Annotated in this window: 19 protein-coding genes; 12 read left to right on the plus strand and 7 right to left on the minus strand. The window is 68.1% G+C overall.

What is annotated here, in order from left to right:
- Nucleotides 1–36: 36 nt before the first annotated feature.
- Nucleotides 37–1,842 carry a DUF3556 domain-containing protein gene (locus tag FEK34_RS27300; protein WP_138452477.1) on the minus strand — a complete coding sequence of 602 codons (1,806 nt, stop codon included), beginning with the start codon at nt 1,840–1,842 and terminating at the stop codon, nt 37–39.
- A gap of 36 nt (nt 1,843–1,878) precedes the next feature.
- Nucleotides 1,879–3,336, minus strand: a complete 1,458-nt coding sequence (locus tag FEK34_RS27305) for a class I adenylate-forming enzyme family protein (protein ID WP_138452479.1) — start codon at nt 3,334–3,336, stop codon at nt 1,879–1,881.
- Nucleotides 3,337–3,500: 164 nt separating this feature from the next.
- Between FEK34_RS27305 and FEK34_RS27310 the strand changes: the two genes are divergently transcribed.
- The 5 genes from FEK34_RS27310 (at nt 3,501) to FEK34_RS27330 (ending at nt 7,574) form a co-directional block, all read left to right on the plus strand.
- Entirely contained in the window at nt 3,501–4,772 is a 1,272-nt protein-coding gene (locus tag FEK34_RS27310; RefSeq protein WP_138452481.1) for a PucR family transcriptional regulator, read from the plus strand.
- On the plus strand, nt 4,769–5,506 hold the full coding sequence (locus FEK34_RS27315; protein ID WP_138452483.1) for a cyclase family protein: 738 nt from the start codon (nt 4,769–4,771) through the stop codon (nt 5,504–5,506). The genes FEK34_RS27310 and FEK34_RS27315 overlap by 4 nt, the downstream gene beginning before the upstream one ends.
- A 73-nt stretch (nt 5,507–5,579) precedes the next feature.
- The gene (locus FEK34_RS27320; protein WP_104361371.1) at nt 5,580–5,726 is read left to right on the plus strand and encodes a DUF1059 domain-containing protein; all 147 of its coding nucleotides are present in this window, start codon (nt 5,580–5,582) and stop codon (nt 5,724–5,726) included.
- Between the two features lie 127 nt (nt 5,727–5,853).
- A complete protein-coding gene (locus tag FEK34_RS27325; protein WP_036538082.1) occupies nt 5,854–6,276 on the plus strand; it encodes a YciI family protein in 423 nt (140 codons plus the stop codon).
- Nucleotides 6,277–6,287: 11 nt separating this feature from the next.
- Nucleotides 6,288–7,574 (plus strand): RNA polymerase sigma factor, encoded by a 1,287-nt coding sequence (locus tag FEK34_RS27330; RefSeq protein ID WP_138452485.1) that lies wholly within the window; start codon nt 6,288–6,290, stop codon nt 7,572–7,574.
- A gap of 158 nt (nt 7,575–7,732) precedes the next feature.
- On the opposite strand, the gene FEK34_RS27335 is transcribed toward FEK34_RS27330, so the two are convergent.
- Nucleotides 7,733–8,620 carry a LysR family transcriptional regulator gene (locus tag FEK34_RS27335; protein ID WP_138452487.1) on the minus strand — a complete coding sequence of 296 codons (888 nt, stop codon included), beginning with the start codon at nt 8,618–8,620 and terminating at the stop codon, nt 7,733–7,735.
- A gap of 70 nt (nt 8,621–8,690) precedes the next feature.
- Between FEK34_RS27335 and dapA the strand changes: the two genes are divergently transcribed.
- The 3 genes from dapA (at nt 8,691) to FEK34_RS27350 (ending at nt 11,482) form a co-directional block, all read left to right on the plus strand.
- Nucleotides 8,691–9,572, plus strand: a complete 882-nt coding sequence (gene dapA / locus FEK34_RS27340) for a 4-hydroxy-tetrahydrodipicolinate synthase (protein ID WP_138452489.1) — start codon at nt 8,691–8,693, stop codon at nt 9,570–9,572.
- 59 nt (nt 9,573–9,631) lie between these two features.
- A complete protein-coding gene (locus tag FEK34_RS27345; protein ID WP_138452491.1) occupies nt 9,632–10,330 on the plus strand; it encodes a TetR/AcrR family transcriptional regulator in 699 nt (232 codons plus the stop codon).
- 171 nt (nt 10,331–10,501) lie between these two features.
- Nucleotides 10,502–11,482, plus strand: coding sequence for an AurF N-oxygenase family protein (locus FEK34_RS27350; protein WP_138452493.1), 981 nt, complete (start codon nt 10,502–10,504; stop codon nt 11,480–11,482).
- 11 nt (nt 11,483–11,493) lie between these two features.
- Here the strand turns inward: FEK34_RS27350 and FEK34_RS27355 are convergent, their stop codons facing one another.
- Together FEK34_RS27355 and FEK34_RS27360 are read right to left on the minus strand one after the other, a co-directional pair.
- The gene (locus tag FEK34_RS27355; protein ID WP_138452495.1) at nt 11,494–12,465 is read right to left on the minus strand and encodes a pirin family protein; all 972 of its coding nucleotides are present in this window, start codon (nt 12,463–12,465) and stop codon (nt 11,494–11,496) included.
- A 205-nt stretch (nt 12,466–12,670) separates the two neighbouring features.
- Complete coding sequence (locus FEK34_RS27360; protein WP_138452497.1) at nt 12,671–13,723, minus strand: alpha/beta hydrolase; 1,053 nt, start codon at nt 13,721–13,723, stop codon at nt 12,671–12,673.
- A gap of 229 nt (nt 13,724–13,952) precedes the next feature.
- Here FEK34_RS27360 and FEK34_RS27365 point away from each other — a divergent pair, with 229 nt between their 5' ends.
- The 4 genes from FEK34_RS27365 to FEK34_RS27380 all read left to right on the plus strand — a co-directional run bounded on the left by FEK34_RS27365 (nt 13,953) and on the right by FEK34_RS27380 (nt 17,230).
- A complete protein-coding gene (locus FEK34_RS27365; RefSeq protein ID WP_249359664.1) occupies nt 13,953–15,458 on the plus strand; it encodes an FAD-dependent oxidoreductase in 1,506 nt (501 codons plus the stop codon).
- Nucleotides 15,459–15,467: 9 nt separating this feature from the next.
- Entirely contained in the window at nt 15,468–15,938 is a 471-nt protein-coding gene (locus FEK34_RS27370) for a DUF6098 family protein (protein WP_249359666.1), read from the plus strand.
- Between the two features lie 228 nt (nt 15,939–16,166).
- Nucleotides 16,167–16,724 carry an SRPBCC family protein gene (locus FEK34_RS27375; protein ID WP_171048427.1) on the plus strand — a complete coding sequence of 186 codons (558 nt, stop codon included), beginning with the start codon at nt 16,167–16,169 and terminating at the stop codon, nt 16,722–16,724.
- 35 nt (nt 16,725–16,759) lie between these two features.
- Complete coding sequence (locus FEK34_RS27380) at nt 16,760–17,230, plus strand: NUDIX hydrolase (protein WP_138452505.1); 471 nt, start codon at nt 16,760–16,762, stop codon at nt 17,228–17,230.
- Between the two features lie 18 nt (nt 17,231–17,248).
- Here the strand turns inward: FEK34_RS27380 and FEK34_RS27385 are convergent, their stop codons facing one another.
- Together FEK34_RS27385 and FEK34_RS27390 are read right to left on the minus strand one after the other, a co-directional pair.
- Entirely contained in the window at nt 17,249–18,232 is a 984-nt protein-coding gene (locus FEK34_RS27385) for an NAD(P)H-dependent flavin oxidoreductase (protein WP_138452507.1), read from the minus strand.
- Nucleotides 18,233–18,431: 199 nt separating this feature from the next.
- On the minus strand, nt 18,432–19,658 hold the full coding sequence (locus tag FEK34_RS27390; RefSeq protein ID WP_138452509.1) for a cytochrome P450: 1,227 nt from the start codon (nt 19,656–19,658) through the stop codon (nt 18,432–18,434).
- Between the last annotated feature and the right edge of the window lie 94 nt (nt 19,659–19,752).

Consider the following 19,752-nt stretch of genomic DNA (forward strand, 5'->3'; position numbering starts at 1 on the left):
CTCGGTGCCCTCAGGCCTAGACTGCCGCACGCCGTCTCAGGCGACGACCCCGAAATCGCCCTGCCGCGGGGTCTGCGGTGCACCGACGGCCGCGCGAGTCCAGCTCACCCGCAACGGGATCGGCCCGTTGGGCAGCCACGGCTGTTCGGCCACCGCGTCGGCCACCTTCCAGGAGCCGCGCTCGATCACCCCGAGGGCCGCGTCGATCAGCAGGTAGCGCTGGATGCCGCTGCCGAACGCCTCCGACTCGACCCACGCGATGACGCATTCGCCGGGTTCGAACCGCGCCTCGTCCTGTACGGCGCGAATCATCTCCGGCCCGTGCAGATGGCCGTCGCCGAAATTGAAACCGAGAATCGAATTGCACAGGAACTCCGCCTCGCGCACGGTCCGCGCATCGATATCGGGCAGCCGCGACAGCAGCAGCGAGAACAACCCGCGGGCTTGGCTGTGCATGCTGCGCCAGGCGAGGGTCTTCTGCAAGGTGATCTCCGCCCATTCGGGTTCGTAGCCGAATTCGATGAACTGGTCGATCTGGTTCTTCGCAGAGCGGGTCACCCGGTCGAGTTTCGCTTCGGCGCCGGGAGCGAAGGCCCAGATCGCCGAGGCCCAGTTGCCGGCGTACTGCCGCATCGAGGGCAGGAACGACACCTTGTCGGGGCGCAGGTTACCCAGGATCGGGAAGAACACCAGCGCGGCGACGATCACCGCGAGCAGCCACGGCGACGACATGTTCCACGGCGCGTAGCCGTCGGCGTTCGGGAAGCCGAGGAACAGGAACACCGACGCGTAGGCGAACAGCAGGTTCCATTCCAGCGGCACCGCCAGCGGGAAGGTCGAGATGATGAACAGGTGGAAGATCACCATCATGGTGACGGCGGCCACGGTCAGGTAGGTGTTCGTGGAGAACAGCAGGACCAGCGGAGTCACGATTTCGATGGTGGTTCCGCCGACGTGCGCCATGAAGCCGGCCACTCGCGACGGCCGCATATCGTTCGGAAAGTCCCGGTAGTGCGCACGCTTGATCGCCTTGAACGGCGTCGACGGACTATTGCTCACCATGGGCGGCACCACATTCGAGAAATGCTTGCCGAACTTGGAGAACCCGGCGCCGAGCCACACGATCACGATCAGCAGTTTCAACGCGATGATCATGTCCACGAACGGCAAGGCGGCGGAGAACACCAGTGCGGGCAGATATTGTTCACCGCGGGCCGCGAGGAAAATCGTCTTGTCGCGCACACCGTTCAGGATCAGCAGGGCGATCGGCGCGAGCAGCAGCACGGGATTCACCAGCCCCGAGGCATTGTCCGGCACTGCCGCCGACAGCGAGGTGCTGATCACCCCTGGTCGCACCAACGCCACGAACAAACTCACCAGCAGCGCGAGGTAGAGCACCACATCGAGCCAGGTCCGACGATCCCCGTCGGTGCCCGGCACCCACCTCCAGGGCCGCAGGCGAATGGTTCCGGGCCTGGCCCAGAACAGCATGCCGCCGGTCATCGGCTTCACCTTGCCTGCCAGCGGCCCCCAGGAACCGGCGACGCCGATCGCCTCGAGCAGCACCGTCCAGATGATGAGTTTCTGGTAGACGATCGGCTGGTTCCACCATTCGGCGACATGCCAGAACGCGGGCAGCCCGGACGTCGCCGTCGCGAGGGTGATACCGCCGATGGCGTAGAGCACGATCAGTTTCGCGATGTAGACGCAGTGCACCATTTTCGGTGAGCCGAAACCGTTTTCGGCCCAGTCCAGGGCGAGAATACGCATCCGCTCCATGAGTGGTTTGCGCAAGAATTCGTGCGGATCTACCGCGGGTAGATCCGGTGTCGTGAAACCCATGGTGTTTCGGCTCCTTCTGAGAGGGTGGGCAGAGTTCTAGCGTTCGGCGACCAGCTGCCGCAGTTTCGGTTTGTCGAGCTTGCCGACCGCGTTGACGGGCAGCTCGTCGAGAATCGTGATCTCCACGGGCAGCTTGTATTTCGACAGCGATGCGCTGAGGTGAGCATGGATGCGCTGTTCGTCGATGCGTGCGCCGGAATTCAAGGCCACGTACAGCACCGGCTCTTCGCCGTAGACCCCGTGCGCGCGGCCGACGACCGCCGCGGCGGCGATCTCGGGCAGCTGGTAGACGACGGTTTCGATTTCCTTCGGGTAGATGTTCTCCCCGCCGCGGATGATCATGTCCTTGGCGCGATCGACCAGCACCAGATAGCCATCCTCATCGACGCGGCCGATATCACCGGTGTGCAGCCAGCCGTCGACAACGGTTCGCGCCGTCTCCTCCGGCCGGTTCAGGTACCCGCGCATCACGTTCGGGCCCGCGACCAGCACTTCACCGGCCTCACCCCGGCCGACCTCCGCACCGTTCGGATCGACGATGCGCACCTGCTGGCCGGGTAGCGGCAACCCCACGGTGCCCGGCTTGCGCGGGCCGGTCAGCGGGTTGACCGTGCTGGCGCAGGTCCCCTCGGACAGGCCGTAGCCCTCGATGATCGGGATGCCGTAGCGGGATTCGAACTTCTCCAGCAGTTCCACGCTCGCCGGCGCCGCACCGCAGATCGCGAACCGGACCGAGGAGGTATCCGGACGCACGTCGTCGGGCAGATCGGCGAGCATGGTGTAGATCGTCGGCACCGCGGAGAAATAGGTCGCGGCGCTGCGCTCGAGCCGATCGAAGAACGTCTGCGCGCTGAACCGGCCCGCGATGGTGGTGCTCGCACCCACGAGGAGCGGCGACAGCGTGCTGACCACGATGCCATTGACGTGGAACAGCGGCAGCACCAGCAGGCTGCGATCGGCCGAGGTGAGGGCGAACGCTTCGATCACCATGGCGCACATCGCGTTCAGGTTGGCGTGGTCGAGCATCACCCCTTTCGGCCTGCCGGTCGTGCCGGTGGTGTAGATCAGCAGGGCGAGCGCGTCCGTGGGCACCTCGACCGGATCCGCGGAGTGATCACCGCAGGCCAGCGCCTCCACCGGCAGTACCACCGGGACATCGACAATGGTGTCGAGCGGTCGCGCGACGATCAGCGCTGCCGCTGCCGAATCCGCGACCTGGTAGGCGACCTCGTCGGTGACCAGTCCCGGGTTCAGCGGCGTCACCGCCGCGCCGAGCCGCCACGCGGCGAACAGCTTGACGACCAGGTCCACGGTGTTGGGCAGCATCACCGCGACGACGTCGCCCGCACCCACCCCGTGCGCCCGCAGGGTGCCCGCGGCCCGGCGGACCGCATCGAGGAACGCGGCGTTGTCGAGTTGCGTGTCATCGTCGGCGAGGGCCGGCGCGGTGGGATGCTGCGCGGCGCGGCGATCGGGCAGCGTGGACAGGTTCATCGTCACTCCTGGCGGTACGGCTGTGGTCTGTGCCATAACGCTAGGAATTCGAGATCTGGATCACACCGTCGCGCGACGATGAAGGTTGCGGCCCGGTTTGTCTCCCGGAGACAAGCTGACGTCAATGCGCGAACCGCCGGGCGCACGGCGTTCTACTGTTGGCCATGCCCGTTGGAGACGACGAATCGCAGGTCGGCCTGCATGCCGCGGTGGCGGTCGAACGGCTCGCCGACCGCCTCGGCGAAGTGAGCCGCACGATTCAACAGCATCTGCTCGCCGAGATCGCCGATCTCCAGGGCGACCAGCAGCTACACGAGCTGCTGCGCGACAGCGTCGAGGGCAACGTCGACACCATCTTCTCCGCGATCCAGCACGCCATCCCGATCGAGAACGTGGAACCACCGACCGCCGCGCTGGAGTACGCGCGACGGCTCGCCCAGCACGGCATCGCCCCGAACGCGCTGGTCCGCGCCTACCGGCTCGGTCAGCAGAAACTGCTCAGCATCGTCTCCGAGGAGGTCAGGGCCCTCGATCTCGACCCGCAGCTGCGGCTGGATGTCTTCGAGCAGATCACCACGATCACCTTCGGCTATATCGACTGGATCTCCCAGCAGGTGGTCGAGACCTACCAGAACGAACGTGATCGCTGGCTGGAGAACCGCAACAGCATGCGGGCGGTGCGCGTGCGGGAGGTGCTCGACGGTCATGCCGTCGACGTCGACGCGGTGACCGACGCGATCCGCTACCCCTTGCGGCGCACCCATCTGGCGTTGGTGCTGTGGCTGCCCAGCGGTGGCGACGAGCTCGGCCGGCTGGAGCGGTTCGTGCGTGAACTCGCCGAATTCATGGACGCTCTCGGCGCCGGATTGTTCGTCGCGGCAGACCGATTGACCGGATGGGGCTGGATACCGCTGGCCGCGGCGTCCGGCCAGGACTGCGCACGGCAGGTCCGCCGCTTCACCGAAACCCGCACCGACGCCCCGTGGATCGCGCTCGGCACCCCGCTGCCCGGCGTCGACGGCTTCCGGGATTCGCACCGGCAAGCCCTGCGGGCCCGCGCGGTCGCGCTGGCGGGCGGGCAGGCAGCCGAGCGCGTCACCGCCGCATCCGATCCGGGACTGACCGCCGCCGCCCTACTCGGGCGCGATCTCGCCGAGGCCCGCGAGTGGGTGCAGCAGGTGCTCGGTCCGCTCGCCGTCGACAGCGACAACGACGCGCGACTGCGGGAGACCTTGCGGGTATTCCTGCACACCGGGTCGAGCCACAAAGCCGCCGCCCAGGCGCTCAACCTGCACGCCAATTCGGTGAAATACCGGGTCAACCGGGCAATCGAACGCCGAGGGGAGCCCATCTCCGATGATCGGCTCGATGTGGAAATGGCGTTGCTGGTGTGCCGCTGGTTCGGCGGGGCGGTGCTGCGGCCGGAGGTGCGATGAATCCGTTCGGGCGGCTGGTGAATCTGTCGCACATGCACGATCCGGCGAGCACACCGGTCTATCCGGGTGATCCCGCGTTCGCGATCGAGACGGTGGCGACGATCGCCGAGGACGGTTACTACCTGCGATATGTGCGGCAGGGAGAGCACACGGGCACGCATTGGGGCGCGCCTGTTCATTTCGACTCGGCGGGTCTTGCCGCCGACGAACTGGATCTCGATGATCTGCTGCTGCCCGCGGTCAGGATCGATGTGCGCGCCGAATGCGCGCACGACCGGGACCATGCGATCACGGCCGCGGACCTGCGGGACTGGGAGCGGCGGCACGGGCCGATACCCGAGGGTGCGGCGGTGATCGCCTGGACCGGATGGGACGCGAAATGGGGCACCCCGGATTTCATCGGCAGCGGCGCCGACGCCGGCCATATGCCGGGTTTCTCGGTCGACGCCGTCGAATGGCTGCTCGAGACCGGACGGCTCGGGCGGCGCGGTGCGCTCGGTATCGATACCTTCGGGCCCGACCTCGGCATCGACCACGAGTACACGGTGTCGAAACTGCTGTACCGGGAGCATCGGATCAGCCTGGAATGCCTGGCCGGTCTGGCCGCGCTCCCGGCCACCGGGGCGTGGGTGCTGGCCGGCGGGCCGATCTACCGCGGCGGTTCCGGCTCCCCCGCCACCGTCATCGGCATCATCCCGGAGACGGTGCGGCCAGAGGTGAAACCGAATTACTAAAACGCGTTCACAAATGGCTTGCGCCGTGGTTCACTCGACACGACCGTGTTCCATGAGGACGAAGGGCACTCGCGTGAAGACCAGACTGAACTGCCCCTGCGGCGAACACATCACCGGCACCGATGAGGACGACCTCGTCGCCAAGACCCAGGCCCACCTCGCCGCCGAGCACCCCGGTCACGACTACACGCGCGACGAGATCCTGTTCATCGCCTACTGACCTGCACGAACAGGGCCGGGAAAGATTCTCGGAAAAAGCTTCACGGTCGTGTCGATCGGTCGCCTCCCCCGTTCGACCAAGGGATGAGAGGGTCAGAAGGACCCGGACGATCCCGAGGAGACACACCATGAAGTACATGCTGATCATGCGCGCCACCGACGAGACCTTCGCGGCCTTCGAGAACGCCGACTTCGACGAAATCATGGAGTCGATGGGCAAGTTCAACGACGAGATGATCCGGGCCGGCGTGCTGGTCGCGGCCGAGGGGCTGGATCCCGACCCGGCGACGGGCGTCGTGGTGGACTACTCCACCGAGACTCCGGTGGTCACCGACGGCCCCTACGGTGAGACCAAGGAACTGTTCGGCGGCTTCTGGATCCTCAATGTGGCGTCGCTGGAAGAGGCCGTCGAGTGGGCCAAGCGGGCGCCGCTGGCGGGACCGGGCGCCAAGTGCGAGATCCGCCGGGTCACAACGATCGACGAATTTCCGCAGGACAACGTGTGGATCCAGAAGGAGCGGGCGTGGCGCGAGACCACCGGCCAGCTCTGAGCGGGTAGGCGATGGCCGAACACACCGGACGTGCGGCCGTCGCCGCCGTCTGGCGGATCGAATCGGCGCGGATCGTCGGTGCGCTCGCCCGATACACCGGCGATTTCGCCCTCGCCGAGGATCTCGCCCAGGAGGCGTTCGCCGAGGCGCTGGTGACCTGGCCGCGCGAGGGCGTACCGCACCATCCCGCGGGCTGGCTGCTCACCGTCGGCAAGCGGCGCGCGATCGACGCCTTCCGCCGCCGCGCGCTGCGCGACGACAAGTACGCCGTCCTCGCCCACGGCCTTGGTGAGGGCGGCGTCGTCGCGGGCAGCCCGCCCACCGACCCGGTGCGCGCGGCCGAGGATGTGCTGTGGGATCCGGACCAGATCGACGACGACCTGCTCGCGTTGATCTTCGTCTCCTGCCATCCGGTGCTGTCGCGGGAGGCGCGGATCGCGCTCACCTTGCGGGTGGTCGGCGGTTTGACCAGCGATGAGATCGCGCGTGCCTTCCTGGTACCGACGGCGACCGTGCAGGCGCGCATCACGCGCGCCAAGAAGACCCTCGCCGCGGCGCGCGTGCCCTTCGAGGTGCCTGCCGCCGCCGAGCGCACCGAGCGCATCGGCTCGGTGCTGAGCGTGATCTACCTGATCTTCACCGAGGGCTCCTCGGCCAGCTCCGGCAGCAGTGTGATCCGCTTGGACCTGGCCGGGGAAGCGCTGCGGCTGGCGCGGGTACTGGCACGGCTGATGCCCGATGAGCCGGAAGCGCAGAGCCTGCTGGCCCTGCTCGAACTGACCGCCGCGCGCTTCCCCGCCCGCACCGATGCCGCGGGCCGCCCGGTGCTGTTGGAGCAGCAGGACCGGCGCCGCTGGGATCGGTCGGCGATCCGGCGGGGACGGGCCGCGCTGGCCCGCACCGAACGCCTCGGTCGCGGCCTGGGCGCCTACGGCTTGCAGGCCGCGATCGCCGAATGTCATGCGGTCGCACCGTCGGTCGAGGAGACGAACTGGGAGCGCATCGTGCTGCTGTACGAAGCGCTGGGCAGGCTGGCGCCGTCACCGGTGGTGGAGTTGAACCGGGCCGTGGCGGTGTCGATGGCGGACGGGCCCGCGGCCGCGTTGCCGATCGTCGACGAGCTGGCAGCCGATGGGGCCCTGGCGAATTCGCATCTGCTGCCCAGCGTGTGCGGCGAACTGTTCATCCGTCTCGGGCGCCGCGAGGATGCCCGCGCCGAGCTGGAACGCGCGGTGAAGCTGTGCGGTAACGAGCAGGAACGGGCGGTCCTGCACCAGAAGCTCGCCGATCTCGGCTGAGACACCGGGGCATGCGCGGGCGCTGCGATCCATGCTCTATGGCGAGCCCGTCGGCTATCCCGTCGAGCAGGGCCGCCGATGGCATCGGCAGGTCCTTCACAAGCGGATGCGCACTGATCCCGCGCCGGGGATGAATGCCCGCATATCGGCCTGTACGACTAGGGCAGCGCCTGCGGGAATTGCTTTGCTGCACAGTCGTGGAGGGCGCTACGGGCGGCGCTCACAATGGGATGGGCGCCGGTACCGCGACGGTAGGCCAGTCGGGTGTGCCGTCGAGTCGGTAGCGGGGTCAGCACCACATCCTCGGGTGGGGTACGGGCGCCGAGTTCGGGCACCATGCTGACACCGCGGCCGGCGGCGACGAACGCGAGCACGGCGCTGAAATCGTCGACATGGTGGCGGATTCGCGGTGAGAAGCCCGCCGCCTCACAGACCCGGATGGTCATCGAATGACACAGGGTGCCCGGCGTGCCCGCGATCCACGGTGAGTCGCGCTGCTTCGGCAGCGGGTCGTCGCCGAGAGCGGCGAGGTAGATCGTTTCCGCGAGCAGCGGATCGGTGTCCAAGGCGGGGTCGGGCGGTATGGGCACGTGGTCGTATTCCTGGACCAGAGCCACGTCGACGGTCTCGGTGCGCAGCGCGGCCGGCGCGGTCGCCGGATCGAGTTCGGTCACCACGACGTCCAATCCCGGGTGCTCGCCGGTGAGGGATACCAGGGCGGGGGCCAGGATTGTCGGCACCGCCGAGGGGAAGGCGCCGATGCGGAGGGTTCCGGTGAGTTGTCCGCCCGCGCTGGTCAGCTCGGCGGCGGCGTGTTCGAGGGTGGCCAGGATGGTTTCGGTGTGCTCGACGAGGGTCAGCGCGGCCGGGGTCAGCGTGACGCGGCGGCCGGTCCGTTCCAGCAGCGGCACGCCGGCTTCCCGTTCGAGCGCGCTCAGTTGCTGCGAGACCGCCGACGGCGTGTAGTTCAGCGCCTCGGCGACCGCGGCGATCGTCTGCCGGTGCGCCAATTCGCGCAGCAGGCGCAGCTTCCGCACATCGAGCATCAGTTCAGCTTACGCTTTGCGATAGTAACCTGAACTGGACCTGAGGCTGTCCCGGCCGCACGCTGATCCCATGACTCCCACCGGCCTCTTCGTCCCGCTCATCACGCCGTTCACCGACGACGGCACCCTTGCCGCCGACGCGCTGGAACATCACGCCCACCGGGTACTCGATGACGGCGCCACCGGCCTGGTGGCGCTCGGCACCACCGCCGAACCGGCCACGCTCACCCCCGGCGAGCGCGCCCTCGTGCTCGAGATCTGCGCCCGGGTATGCGCCGAGCGCGGCGCGCCGCTGATCGCCGGGGCGGGCACGAACTCGACCACCGGCTCCCTCGCCGCACTGGCAGCCTTGGAAGGGCGGATCGCGGCGGCCTTGACGGTGGTGCCCTACTACACCCGGCCGTCGGAAGCCGGTGTGCTGGCACATTTCCGGGCGCTCGCGGCGGGCCCGGTGCCGTTGATCGTCTACAACATCCCGTATCGCACCGGGCGCACCCTCGGCCTCGACACCGTGCTGGCGCTGGCAGCCATCCCCGGCGTCATCGGCTTCAAGCATGCGGTCGGCGCGATCGACGACACCACCGTCACCATGATGAGCAGGCTGCCCGGCGAGGTCGCCGTCCTGGCCGGTGACGATCTGTATGCCGCGCCCATGCTCGCGCTCGGCGCCCACGGCGCGATCCTGGCCTGTGCGAACCTCGCCGCGGCCTCCTACGCCGAGCTCGTCCGCCGCTGGGATCAAGGCCCGGTCGAGTCCGCGCGCCGCCTCGGCCATCGGCTGGCCGCTGTGGCGGAAACCGTTTTCGCCGAACCGAATCCGGTCGTCATCAAAGCGGTCCTGGCGGCGCAGGGCCGTATCCCGAGCCCGGCCGTCCGGATGCCATTGCTGCCCGCCTCGGATGAAGCGACGAAGGCCGCGCTCCGCGCACTCGACGCGCTCCCCGTGCGGTGAGACCGCATCGGCACCGGGCATATTTCCAGCAGCACCGGCCGGGATGGGATGCTGTGCTCATGGTGTCGCAGCGCGCGGAGGTGGGTGGCGGAAGGTGGGGTGACCACAATTCCGAACGCAGGCGCGCCATCATGGACGCGCTGATCGCGTTGATCGAGGAGTCCGAGCCGGGCGCCGAGATCCCGTTGCAGCTCATCGCCGAGCGGGCCGGGATCCGCCGGTCGGTCATCTACCGGCATTTCGCCGATCGCCAGGACCTCGACGACAAGACCCGCGAGTACGTCGTCGAGTCCAGTATCGACCAGGTCATGCCGACGTTGGATCTGGACGACAGCCTGCACCAGACCCTGTTTCGCATCATCGACACCTACGTGCGGCTGGTGGCGGCGCGGCCCCGGCTGCATCTGTGGGTGGAGCAGGGACCGGGCAGCCACGATCCGGCCGGACTCGCCGTGGTCGGCGGCACCAAACTCGCTGTAGCGCAACGCATCACCGACCTGTTCACGATGGCGACCACCCTGCTCGGCATCGAGGAGCCCGGCCTCGAAGTGGCCGCCTATTCGGTGGTGTCGATGGTCGACGGCGCGGTGACGCGCTGGTTACAGACCGAGCCGCCGGGGGTCGACGCCGCCGAGGTGACGCGGCTGCTGACCGAATCACTGTGGTTCCTGATCGACGGTCACGCCCGCACGCGCGGAGTGACGGTCGATCCCCATGTGCCGCTGCGCGAGCTGCTGGCCCGCGCCGCCGACGCCTGACCGGACAACACCCAGCCCGGCGCAAGGTACCCCGATCCCGCTGTCCCGCACCCGCCGACTCTGTGCGTGACGCACTGTCACGCTCACCCCTTGTCGGGCGGCGTCTCGCGCGGTACCGTCGAACACAGTGAGCGTGACACAGCGTCACACTCATCTCGCGAGGAGGACAGCATGACGTCGACCCATCCACGCACCGGACCCGACCTCGACCACTACGCCGACACGCTGGCGACGCTGTCGCACGGCTCGGTCCACCGCCGTTTCGACCCGTACCTCGATATCGACTGGGACGACCCCGATTTCGCGGTGCGAGCCGACGACGACCGCTGGATCCTGCCGGAGGCCGACCCGTTCGGCGCCCACCCCTGGTACCGAGCGCTGCCGCGGGAGCGCCAGATCCAGGTGGGCATGTGGCGCCAGGCCAATGTGGCCAAAGTTGGCCTGCAATTCGAGAACATCCTGATCCGCGGGCTGATGCAGTACGTCTTCGGCCTGCCCAACCGCTCCCCCGAAGCCCGCTACAGCACCCACGAAGCCATCGAAGAGTGCAATCACACGATGATGTTCCAGGAGGTCGTCGACCGGATCGGTCTGGACGTCAGCGGGATGCGGACCTGGGTGAAGGTGATCGGACCCGCGATTCCGCTTGTCGCGACGATCTTCCCGGCCTGGTTCTTCACCATGGTGCTCGCCGGCGAGGAACCCATCGACCACACCCAGAAGGCCGTCCTGCGGGCCGGCTCGCGCACCCATCCGATGTTGCAGCGGGTGATGACGATCCACATCGCCGAGGAAGCCCGCCACATCAGCTTCGCCCACGAATACCTGCGCAAGGCGGTGCCGGAGCTGGGCCCGGTGCGCAAGTTCGTGCTGTCACTGCTGTTCGCGCCGACCATGCGCATCACCTGCGACCTGATCACCGTGCCGACACCGGCCTTCCGACGCGAATGCGATGTCCCGAGAAAGGTGGTCAGGGAGGTCTTCTGGAGCAGTCCGCAATCACGCAAGATGCTGCGCGATTCCTTCGCCGACGTCCGCATGCTCGCCACCGACCTCGGACTGATGAATCCGCCGGCGCGGCTGCTGTGGAAACTGTGCCGCATCGACGGCCCCGCATCGCGGTATCGCAGCGAACCCGCGCGCGGGGCCTGAACCGTCCGCCGTCAGTGCGGGCGGTGCGGCATCAGCGCGTTCTCCGGGATCACGCCGAGCCTGCCGGCCTGATAGTCCTCGATGGCCTGGATCAGTTCGGCTCGGGTGTTCATCACGAACGGGCCGTAGTGCGCGACCGGCTCCCGGATCGGCCTGCCGCCCAGCAGCAGCACCTCGAGCGCGGGACGGTTCGAGTCCTGCGTGGCGTCGGCGGTGACGGTGATCCGGTCGCCCTTGCCGAACACGACCAACTGCCCCTGCTCGACCGGTCGGCCCTCGGCGCCGACGGTGCCGCGCCCCGACAGCACGTAGACCAGGGCGTTGTAGTCCGGCTGCCACGGCGCCGACAACTGGGCGCCGGGAGCGATGGTCGCGTGCGCGAAGGTGATGGGCGTATGCGTCGCGCCGGGCCCGTCGTAGCCGTCGATGGCCCCCGCGATCACCCGGACCAGCGCGCCGCCGTCCGCCGAGGACAGCAACCGCACCTGTCCGCCCTCGAGGCTCTGGTACTTCGGTGCGAGGAACTTGTCCTTGGCCGGAAGATTCACCCAGAGCTGCAAGCCGTGGAACAGGCCGCCGGAATCGACCAGTTCCGCGGGCGGCGTCTCGATGTGCAGCACGCCCGAACCCGCCGTCATCCACTGCGTGGCGCCGTCCTCGATCAGGCCGCCGCCGCCATGGGAATCCTGGTGCTGGAACCGGCCGTCGATCATGTAGGTGACGGTTTCGAAACCGCGGTGCGGATGCCAGTCGGTGCCCTTCGGTTCACCGGGCTCGTACTCGACCTCACCCATCTGGTCCATATGGATGAAGGGGTCGAGGTCGGCGGTCGACACCCCGGCGAAGGCCCGGACCACCGGGAAGCCTTCGCCTTCGTAACCGCGCGGGCCGGTCGTCACCGAACGCACCGGACGTTCGATGGCCTCGGGTCCGGCGGACGCGATCCGGGGCAGGGTCAGCGTATCGGCGGTGACAGCAGGCATAGCGTCTCCATTCTCTGCCGCTCACCTGGCGCGCGGGAAGCGGGCGATGCTGCTCGATATCGGAATCGAACTGGTTCAACTTTTAACCACATCGGGGGCGCGTTTCTTCCGCGACCCGCTGACACCCAGGTCGACGCCGTAATACGCCGAAACCGGCGAGGCGATCCGAAGATCACTTCGCCGGTTTCGCGCGAATCGCCGCGGCTCAGCCGATGGAGGACGACAGCGCGGGCAGCATCCGGATGACCTGGTCCTGCCAGTTGTTCCAGGCGTGGATACCGAACGCCGGGAAATCGAAGGTGGCGTTGTTCGCGCCGAGGGTGGCCATCCGGACCTGGAAGGCGCGGGTGTTGACCAGCGCGAGCGCCTCCAACGCCATGCCGTTGAGGGTGCCGACGCTCGGGCCATCGGAGGCGGTGGGCAGGCCGCTGGCGGCGGACACCCAGAGCCGGGTGTTGTTGGCGATCAGTCGCGGCGCGAACACGAACGGGTCCATGCGCAGCCACTTGGGATCCCACGGCGCGGCCATGGAGTCGACGTTGTAGCCGCCGGCGTCGATCATCGCGACGCGGATCGCCTCGCGCATACCGGGGGCGGAGATATTGAGGTAGCCGGAGAACGAACCGGCGAAGCTGAACTGGTCGGGGTGATACGCGGCCAGGGTCAGTGCGGCGCTACCGCCCATGGACAGGCCGAACACGCCATTGCGGTTGGGGTTGAAGCCGAGCCGGTCGCGCAGAGCGAAGCGCAGCTCCTGGGTCAGGAAGGTCTCCCACCGATAGGTGTAGTCCTTGCCCGGTCCGCCGGAGAAGACGTTCAGGCCGCCGGACCCACTGGAGGAACCGGCCGCGCCGGGCGGCACGCCGAGGAAGCTCGACGGCGCGTTCCAGTCGATATAGAAGCTGGACTGTCCGCCCACCGGCATGACGACGTTGATGTTCCACTTCGTCAGCTCCCTGGCCACCTCGGTTTCGATCTCCCAGCCGTTGAGATCTTCCCGGGCCCGCATACCGTCCAGGGCGTAGACCACCCGATCGGTATTGCCGTCGGCGGCGCGGAAGACTCGCGATTTGATCGGCCCCATGCTCGAGTCGACCCAGAAATCGAATCCGGCGGGGTTGAATGCGGCCGAGGCGCTCGGGGCGCCGACAACGACGGCGCCGACCGCCATGAGCAGGGCGACCAACGGTGCGAGCAGAGCCCGGCCGAGGCCGGAGCGGGAGGATTCGGGCCGGGGGCCTTGGCGGCGCAACCGCATCGATGAACCTTTCTCGACGACACACGGATATCCACGCGGCCCTCGGTTCGCGGCCCCGACACCGCCGGACCGACCGGCCACATGAGTCGTCCATGCTGTCGACACCAGCACCCACGCCGTTACCTTGCTGTGACATTTGCCTCGCCCGCCCGCCGCGGCCCATGACCGCCGGGAGCCCGCGTTTGAGCACGTCCGGACGGGGAAGCCGCCGAATGTGAGCCTGCGAGTCGTGAACGAATCGTTCTGGATGGATACCAGCGAGCCCACCGCGTACCCCGCGCTGGACCGCGATGCCAGGGTCGACGTCGCCGTGGCCGGCGCGGGAATCGCCGGATTGAGCACCGCGTGGGAGCTGCTGGGCACCGGTCGCTCGGTCGCCGTGGTCGAGGCCGGGCGGATCGCCGCCGGCGTCACCGGCTACACCACCGCGAAGGTGACCTCCCTGCACACGCTGGTCTACCAGCGTCTCACGCGTTCACTCGGCGAACCTGCCGCCCGCCTGTACGCCGCCTCGCAACAGGACGCGCTCGGCCACATCGCGCAGATCGTCGACGAACTCGGCATCGATTGCCAGCTCGAGCAGTGCCCGGCCTACACCTACTCCGAAACCGCCGACGGCGTTCGGGCGATCCGCCGCGAAGTCGACGCCGCCGTGGCGGCCGGTCTGCCCGCGCGGTTCGTCACCGAGACCGGGCTGCCGTTTCCGGTGACGGGCGCCGTGCGGGTCGAGCAGCAGGCGCAGTTCCATCCGCGCCGCTATCTGCTCGCACTGGCCAGGGCGATCACCGAACGCGGCGGGATGATCTACGAGAACAGCCGCGTCACGAACCTCAGCGAAGGCCGGGCGCCCGTGCTCACCACCGCCTCCGGTGCGCGGCTGACCGCAGCCGACGTCGTCGTCGCGACCCACTATCCGGTGTTCGACCGGTCGCTGCTGTTTCCCCGCCTGAAACCGCATCGCGAACTGGTGGTCGCGGCGAGCATCCCCGAAGACCAGGCCCCGCAGGGGTGTTACCTCTCGCCGGAGGGCACTACCCGTTCCGTGCGCACCGCGCCCTTGCCGGACGGGCAGCGCCTGCTCATCGTCACCGGCGAGAAGTTCACCCCCGGCGACGGCGATGTCCGCCGCCGATTCGACGCGCTCGCCTCCTGGACGACCCAGCGCTTCCCCGCCGCCGAGATCCGCTATCGCTGGGCGGCGCAAGACAATTCGACCACCGATGGCCTGCCGTTCATCGGCCGCCTGCACCCGCTGAGCACCCACGCCTACGTGGCCGCCGGATTCAACTCGTGGGGTATGAGCAACGGCGTGGTGGCCGCACGCGTGCTGGCCGGGCGCATCACCGGCGAACGACTGCCGTGGACCGATCTCTACGACCCCGCCCGGGTGCATCCGATCACCGAGGCCGTCACGTTCGTGCGCGCGCAGACCGAGGTCGCCAAGCATTTCGTCGGCGACCGGCTGCGCACCATCCGCACCGGATCCATCGCCGACATCGCGCCGAGCACCGGCGCCGTCATCCGAGTGTCGGGTTCGCCGTGCGCGGTCTATCGCGACGAGGACGGCGCGGTGCACGCGGTGTCGGCGACCTGCACCCATCTGGGTTGCCTCGTCGCCTTCAACGACGCCGAGCGCACCTGGGAATGCCCTTGTCACGGTTCGCGATTCACCGTCGACGGTGACGTCGTCCAGGGGCCGGCCACCCGCCCACTCGAACGCAAGCAGATCGATTAGGTCGCGGCAGTGGATTCCGGCGCAGAGCAGGCCGACCCGATCCTGATCGGCGACGGCGAGGACGACCTGCCGCGGTTGACCGATCTCGATCAGCTCACCGAGTACATTCTCGGCCACGACCAGATCTATCTGAGGTATTCCGAAGGGCCGCAGGCCGACCGCCGGTTCGGGCCGAGCCGGGATTTCGAGGCCGGTGTGGATCTGCCCGGCCTGTCGGTGACGACCGTGGTGCCAGAAAGCTGGTGGCCGCGGCCGGCCCGGGAGTGGGTGGCGCGCAGGCTGTGCAAGTACGCCGAGGTCGGTGAGCCGGGCGGGCGCTATCCGTGGCTGTTGACCGGTACGGTCGTCGGGCGCGGACCCGACCACGAGCCGATCCTGGTCCGGGCCCGGCCGCTGGCCAGGATCGCCGAATCCGTGGTCGACGAGGCGAAAGCGGTCTATGTCGAATGCTTCGACGTCGGCCGCGATTCGACCGGCTGACGCGGAGCTGCCGGTCCCCTGCGCCCGGGTGCCCGGTGTTTGCCGACGGAAACGTCAATTGCAGCTGCACGCTACAAATGTTCTTGCATTCGCACAATGGCATTCCGGAAGTTTCGAATTCGGCTCGCGCAGTGCGTAATCCGCCGGAATGAAACATGGCGAGTCCGGCTTCCCGTTCCCACACGATGCTGTAACCTTCAACTCCCAGTCGATGGAGAGGCAATAGCCGTGGCCCTGGCCCGCAGTAGCGCTTCCTGCGCGGTGAACGCGACAAGAGAAAAAGTGTGGGCGTTGATCTCGCGCCCGGACCAGCTGACAACCTGGATGCCGAACCACGACTTCTGGATCGGCGAGGTACCAGCGACATTCACGCTCGGCGTCACCGTCCGCGCCCAGGCCACCGTCGCGAGCATCATCCACGAACTCGATCTCACGGTGACCGAATGCCTGCCGCTCGAACGACTGGAACTCAGCGGCGTCGGCCTCACCGGCAACCATTTCACCTATTCGATTTCCCTTGCCGAGGCCAGGAACTCACCGACGGTGGTCACGCTGGAAACCTGCTACACCGGCGCCGCACGCCACGGCACCGACTATTCCACGATCATGCCGATCGTCGCCGATGAGATGAACCGCAGCGCAAAACTTCTCGCTGCCCAATTCCCGGCAAACGCACCGCGAGATCATCGACCGGCCGCGACGACCACCACACCGCCGCGGGTGGTGCCGGAGGTCGACGATCAGGTGGGCACGATCATGGGCGCGACCGTGCACAGCAGGTTCTAGATACCGCGGTACCGGGATTTCGCTACCCTGCGTGAGTGACCGAGCGATTCCGGCTGGTGCCCGCCGTGTACGTGCTGCTGCGACGGAGCACCGCCGACGGCGAGGAAGTTCTGCTGCAATTGCGGCACAACACCGGCTTCATGGACGGATTCTGGGCGCACGCGGCGGCCGGGCACGTCGAGCTGGGCGAATCGGTGTTCACCGCTGGCGCGCGCGAGGCCGCCGAAGAACTCGGCATCGGTGTCGAGTCGTCGGATCTGGTGCCGCTCACCGTCCTGCACCGCCGCTACGGCGACGGCGCCGAGGACGTCGACCACCGGGTCGATTTCTTCCTCGAATGCCGCACCTGGTCCGGCGAGCCTCGGCTGATGGAACCGGACAAGGCCGCCGACCTGCGCTGGTGGCCGATCGACAAGCTGCCCGAACCGCTGGTAGAGCACGAGGCGTTCGTGATCGAAGGCTGCCGCACCGGCGAGCTGCCGCGGCTGGCCGCGATGGGGTTCTGACACGCCCTCGCCGGATGCTCAGCCCGTGGTGGCGTCGGACTCGACAATGGTGGAGCGGGCGGTCAGATAACGCGCGGCCGCGGTGCAGATGTCGTCGAACACCTCGGCGACCGGCTCGCTGCTGGTGACCAGGCCGATGCCCTGGCCCGCGTCGATCGGCTCGAGCCGCGGATCGTCGGCGTCGACGGCGGCGGCCAGTTCGGCCCGGGCGCGCGGGTCGGCGGCCAACGCGTCCTCGGCGCCGTCCCATCGGTCGGTGAAATCGTTGCGCAGCACCCGCGCCGGATAGCGCTGCGGCCACGGCAGGCCCTGACCGATATCGAACACGCGGGTGGTGATGGTGTCGGTCGCGTCGGCGCGCAGCAGCGCCGCTCGCGCGCGTTCGGTGGTGAGCGCTTCCGGGCACACCGCCAAGCGGGTGCCCAGCCAGGCCCCGGCCGCGCCCGCACCGAGCACCGCGGCCAGCGCGTGCCCGGTCGCGATCCCGCCGGCCGCGAGCACCGGAACCTCGACGGCCTCGCAGACGATGTCGAGCAACGGCAAGGTCGCCAGTGTCGGCTCGCCGTGACCGCCGCCTTCGGCTCCCCTGGCCACGATGACGTCGATGCCCGCGGCCTCGGCCCGCACCGCCTGCTCGCGGTCGTAGACCTGGGTGGCGGCGCGGATCCCGGCCGCGTGCACCCGCTCGACCCAGGACAGGTCGGTGGTGAAACTGATCGAGATCAGCACGGGCCGCGCGGCGAGGGCGGTGTCGAACAGGTCGGGTTCGCGGGCCAGCACCCAGTCGATCATTCCGATACCGAACGGCCCCGGATCCGGTCCGAGCTGTTCCAGTTCGGCCGACAGCCGCGCCGCCGAGCCCGCGCTGCCCATCCCGATCATGCCGAGCCCACCGGCCGCGGTGACCGCGGCGGCCAGCCTGCCGCCGGCCACGCCACCCATGGGGGCGTTCACGATCGGAACCCGCAGGCCCATCTCGCGTGACCACGCCGTCGACAACATCCGGGTTCCACCTCCACTGTTTCCGGTCCGGGACCGCACCGGGTTCCTCGTGACAGTAACTCGCCCGGAGCGCGCCGTTCACGGCCGCGCTGATCCAGGCACGCCGAGCGAGTTCGGCCACATACGCGAACGCGGCACCGTTCATCGAACGGTGCCGCGTCGTGCTCACGCGCGCGCAATGCTCATGCGCGCCCGGTACTCACTCGTAGGCGACTTCCCAGCGCTTGATGCCGTTGAGCCAGCCCGACCGCAGCCGCACCGGCTCGGAGAGCTCGCGCAGGTTCGGCATCGCGTCGGCGATGGCATTGAACATCAGATCGATCTCGAGCCGGGCCAGGTTGGCGCCGACGCAGAAGTGGGTGCCGGTGCCGCCGAAGCCGACATGTGGGTTGGGATTGCGCAGGACGTTGAACTTGAACGGATCCTCGAACGACTCCGGATCGAAGTTGGCCGCGCTGTAGAACATGCCGACGCGCTGGCCCTTCTTGATCAGCTGGCCGCCGAGTTCGGTGTCGGCGGTCGCGGTGCGCTGGAAGGCGGTGACCGGGGTGGCCCAGCGGACGATCTCGTCGGGCGCGGTGCGCGGACGCTGCTCCTTGTACAGCTCCCACTGGTCGGGGTTGTCGACGAAGGCCTTCATGCCGTGGGTGATGGCATTACGGGTGGTCTCGTTGCCCGCCACGGCGAGCAGGATGACGAACCAGGCGAATTCGTCGGAGCCGAGCGCCTCACCGTCGAGGTCGGCATCGAGCAGCGTGGTCACGATGTCGTCCATCGGGCACTTGCGCTTTTCCTCGGCCAGGTTCCAGGCGTAGCCCATGACCTCCGCGGTGGCCATCTTGTGGTCGCCCTCGAAGTCCGGGTCGTCGTAGGAGATCATCTGGTTGGTCCAGTCGAAGATCTTGCCGCGATCTTCCTGCGGGACGCCGATCAGCTCGGCGATGGCCTGCAACGGCAGCTCACAGGCGACCTGCTGGACGAAATCGCCGCGGCCTTCCTTCTTGGCCTCGTGCACGATGCGCTCGGCGCGTTCGGTGAGCGCCTCGCGCAGGCTGTTGACCGCGCGCGGGGTGAAGCCCTTGGACACGATGCGGCGCATCTTGGTGTGGTTCGGCGGATCCATGTTGAGCATGAGCATGCGCAGCATTTCGATCTCGTTGCGCGCGATATCGCCGTTGAACCGGATGATCGCGGTGTTCTCCTCCGAGGAGAACAGCTCGGGGCTCTTCGAGATCTCCTTGATGTCGTCGAGCTTGGTGACCACCCAGTAGCCGCCGTCGTCGAAGCCGCTGCGGCCCTTCTCCTGCGGGCACCACCACACCGGTGCCACCCGGCGCAGCTCGGCGAATTCCTCGATCGGCAAGCGCTGGGCGTACAGGTCGGGGTCGGTGAAATCGAACCCGGCGGGGATGGACGGTGCGGCCACGAGTACCTCCTTGCGGCCTGCTCCGGTGCAGACCTCACAGCGTTGTGTAGAACACGTTCCACCCCGATTAGACCATACGAACGGAGTGGGTGAA

The organism is Nocardia cyriacigeorgica (genome assembly GCF_005863245.1).
GTDB classification, from domain to species: Bacteria; Actinomycetota; Actinomycetes; order Mycobacteriales; family Mycobacteriaceae; genus Nocardia; species Nocardia cyriacigeorgica_C.

What these genes read in the sequence shown, in the direction of transcription:
- FEK34_RS27300 (WP_138452477.1), bottom strand. Translation starts at nt 1,842, where the DNA reads ATGGGTTTCACGACACCGGATCTACCCGCGGTAGATCCGCACGAATTC.
- FEK34_RS27355 (WP_138452495.1), bottom strand. Translation starts at nt 12,465, where the DNA reads ATGCCTGCTGTCACCGCCGATACGCTGACCCTGCCCCGGATCGCGTCC.
- FEK34_RS27330 (WP_138452485.1), top strand. Translation starts at nt 6,288, where the DNA reads ATGGCCGAACACACCGGACGTGCGGCCGTCGCCGCCGTCTGGCGGATC.
- FEK34_RS27360 (WP_138452497.1), bottom strand. Translation starts at nt 13,723, where the DNA reads ATGCGGTTGCGCCGCCAAGGCCCCCGGCCCGAATCCTCCCGCTCCGGC.
- FEK34_RS27385 (WP_138452507.1), bottom strand. Translation starts at nt 18,232, where the DNA reads ATGTTGTCGACGGCGTGGTCACGCGAGATGGGCCTGCGGGTTCCGATC.
- dapA (WP_138452489.1), top strand. Translation starts at nt 8,691, where the DNA reads ATGACTCCCACCGGCCTCTTCGTCCCGCTCATCACGCCGTTCACCGAC.
- FEK34_RS27350 (WP_138452493.1), top strand. Translation starts at nt 10,502, where the DNA reads ATGACGTCGACCCATCCACGCACCGGACCCGACCTCGACCACTACGCC.
- FEK34_RS27310 (WP_138452481.1), top strand. Translation starts at nt 3,501, where the DNA reads ATGCCCGTTGGAGACGACGAATCGCAGGTCGGCCTGCATGCCGCGGTG.
- FEK34_RS27345 (WP_138452491.1), top strand. Translation starts at nt 9,632, where the DNA reads ATGGTGTCGCAGCGCGCGGAGGTGGGTGGCGGAAGGTGGGGTGACCAC.
- FEK34_RS27315 (WP_138452483.1), top strand. Translation starts at nt 4,769, where the DNA reads ATGAATCCGTTCGGGCGGCTGGTGAATCTGTCGCACATGCACGATCCG.
- FEK34_RS27325 (WP_036538082.1), top strand. Translation starts at nt 5,854, where the DNA reads ATGAAGTACATGCTGATCATGCGCGCCACCGACGAGACCTTCGCGGCC.
- FEK34_RS27305 (WP_138452479.1), bottom strand. Translation starts at nt 3,336, where the DNA reads ATGAACCTGTCCACGCTGCCCGATCGCCGCGCCGCGCAGCATCCCACC.
- FEK34_RS27335 (WP_138452487.1), bottom strand. Translation starts at nt 8,620, where the DNA reads ATGCTCGATGTGCGGAAGCTGCGCCTGCTGCGCGAATTGGCGCACCGG.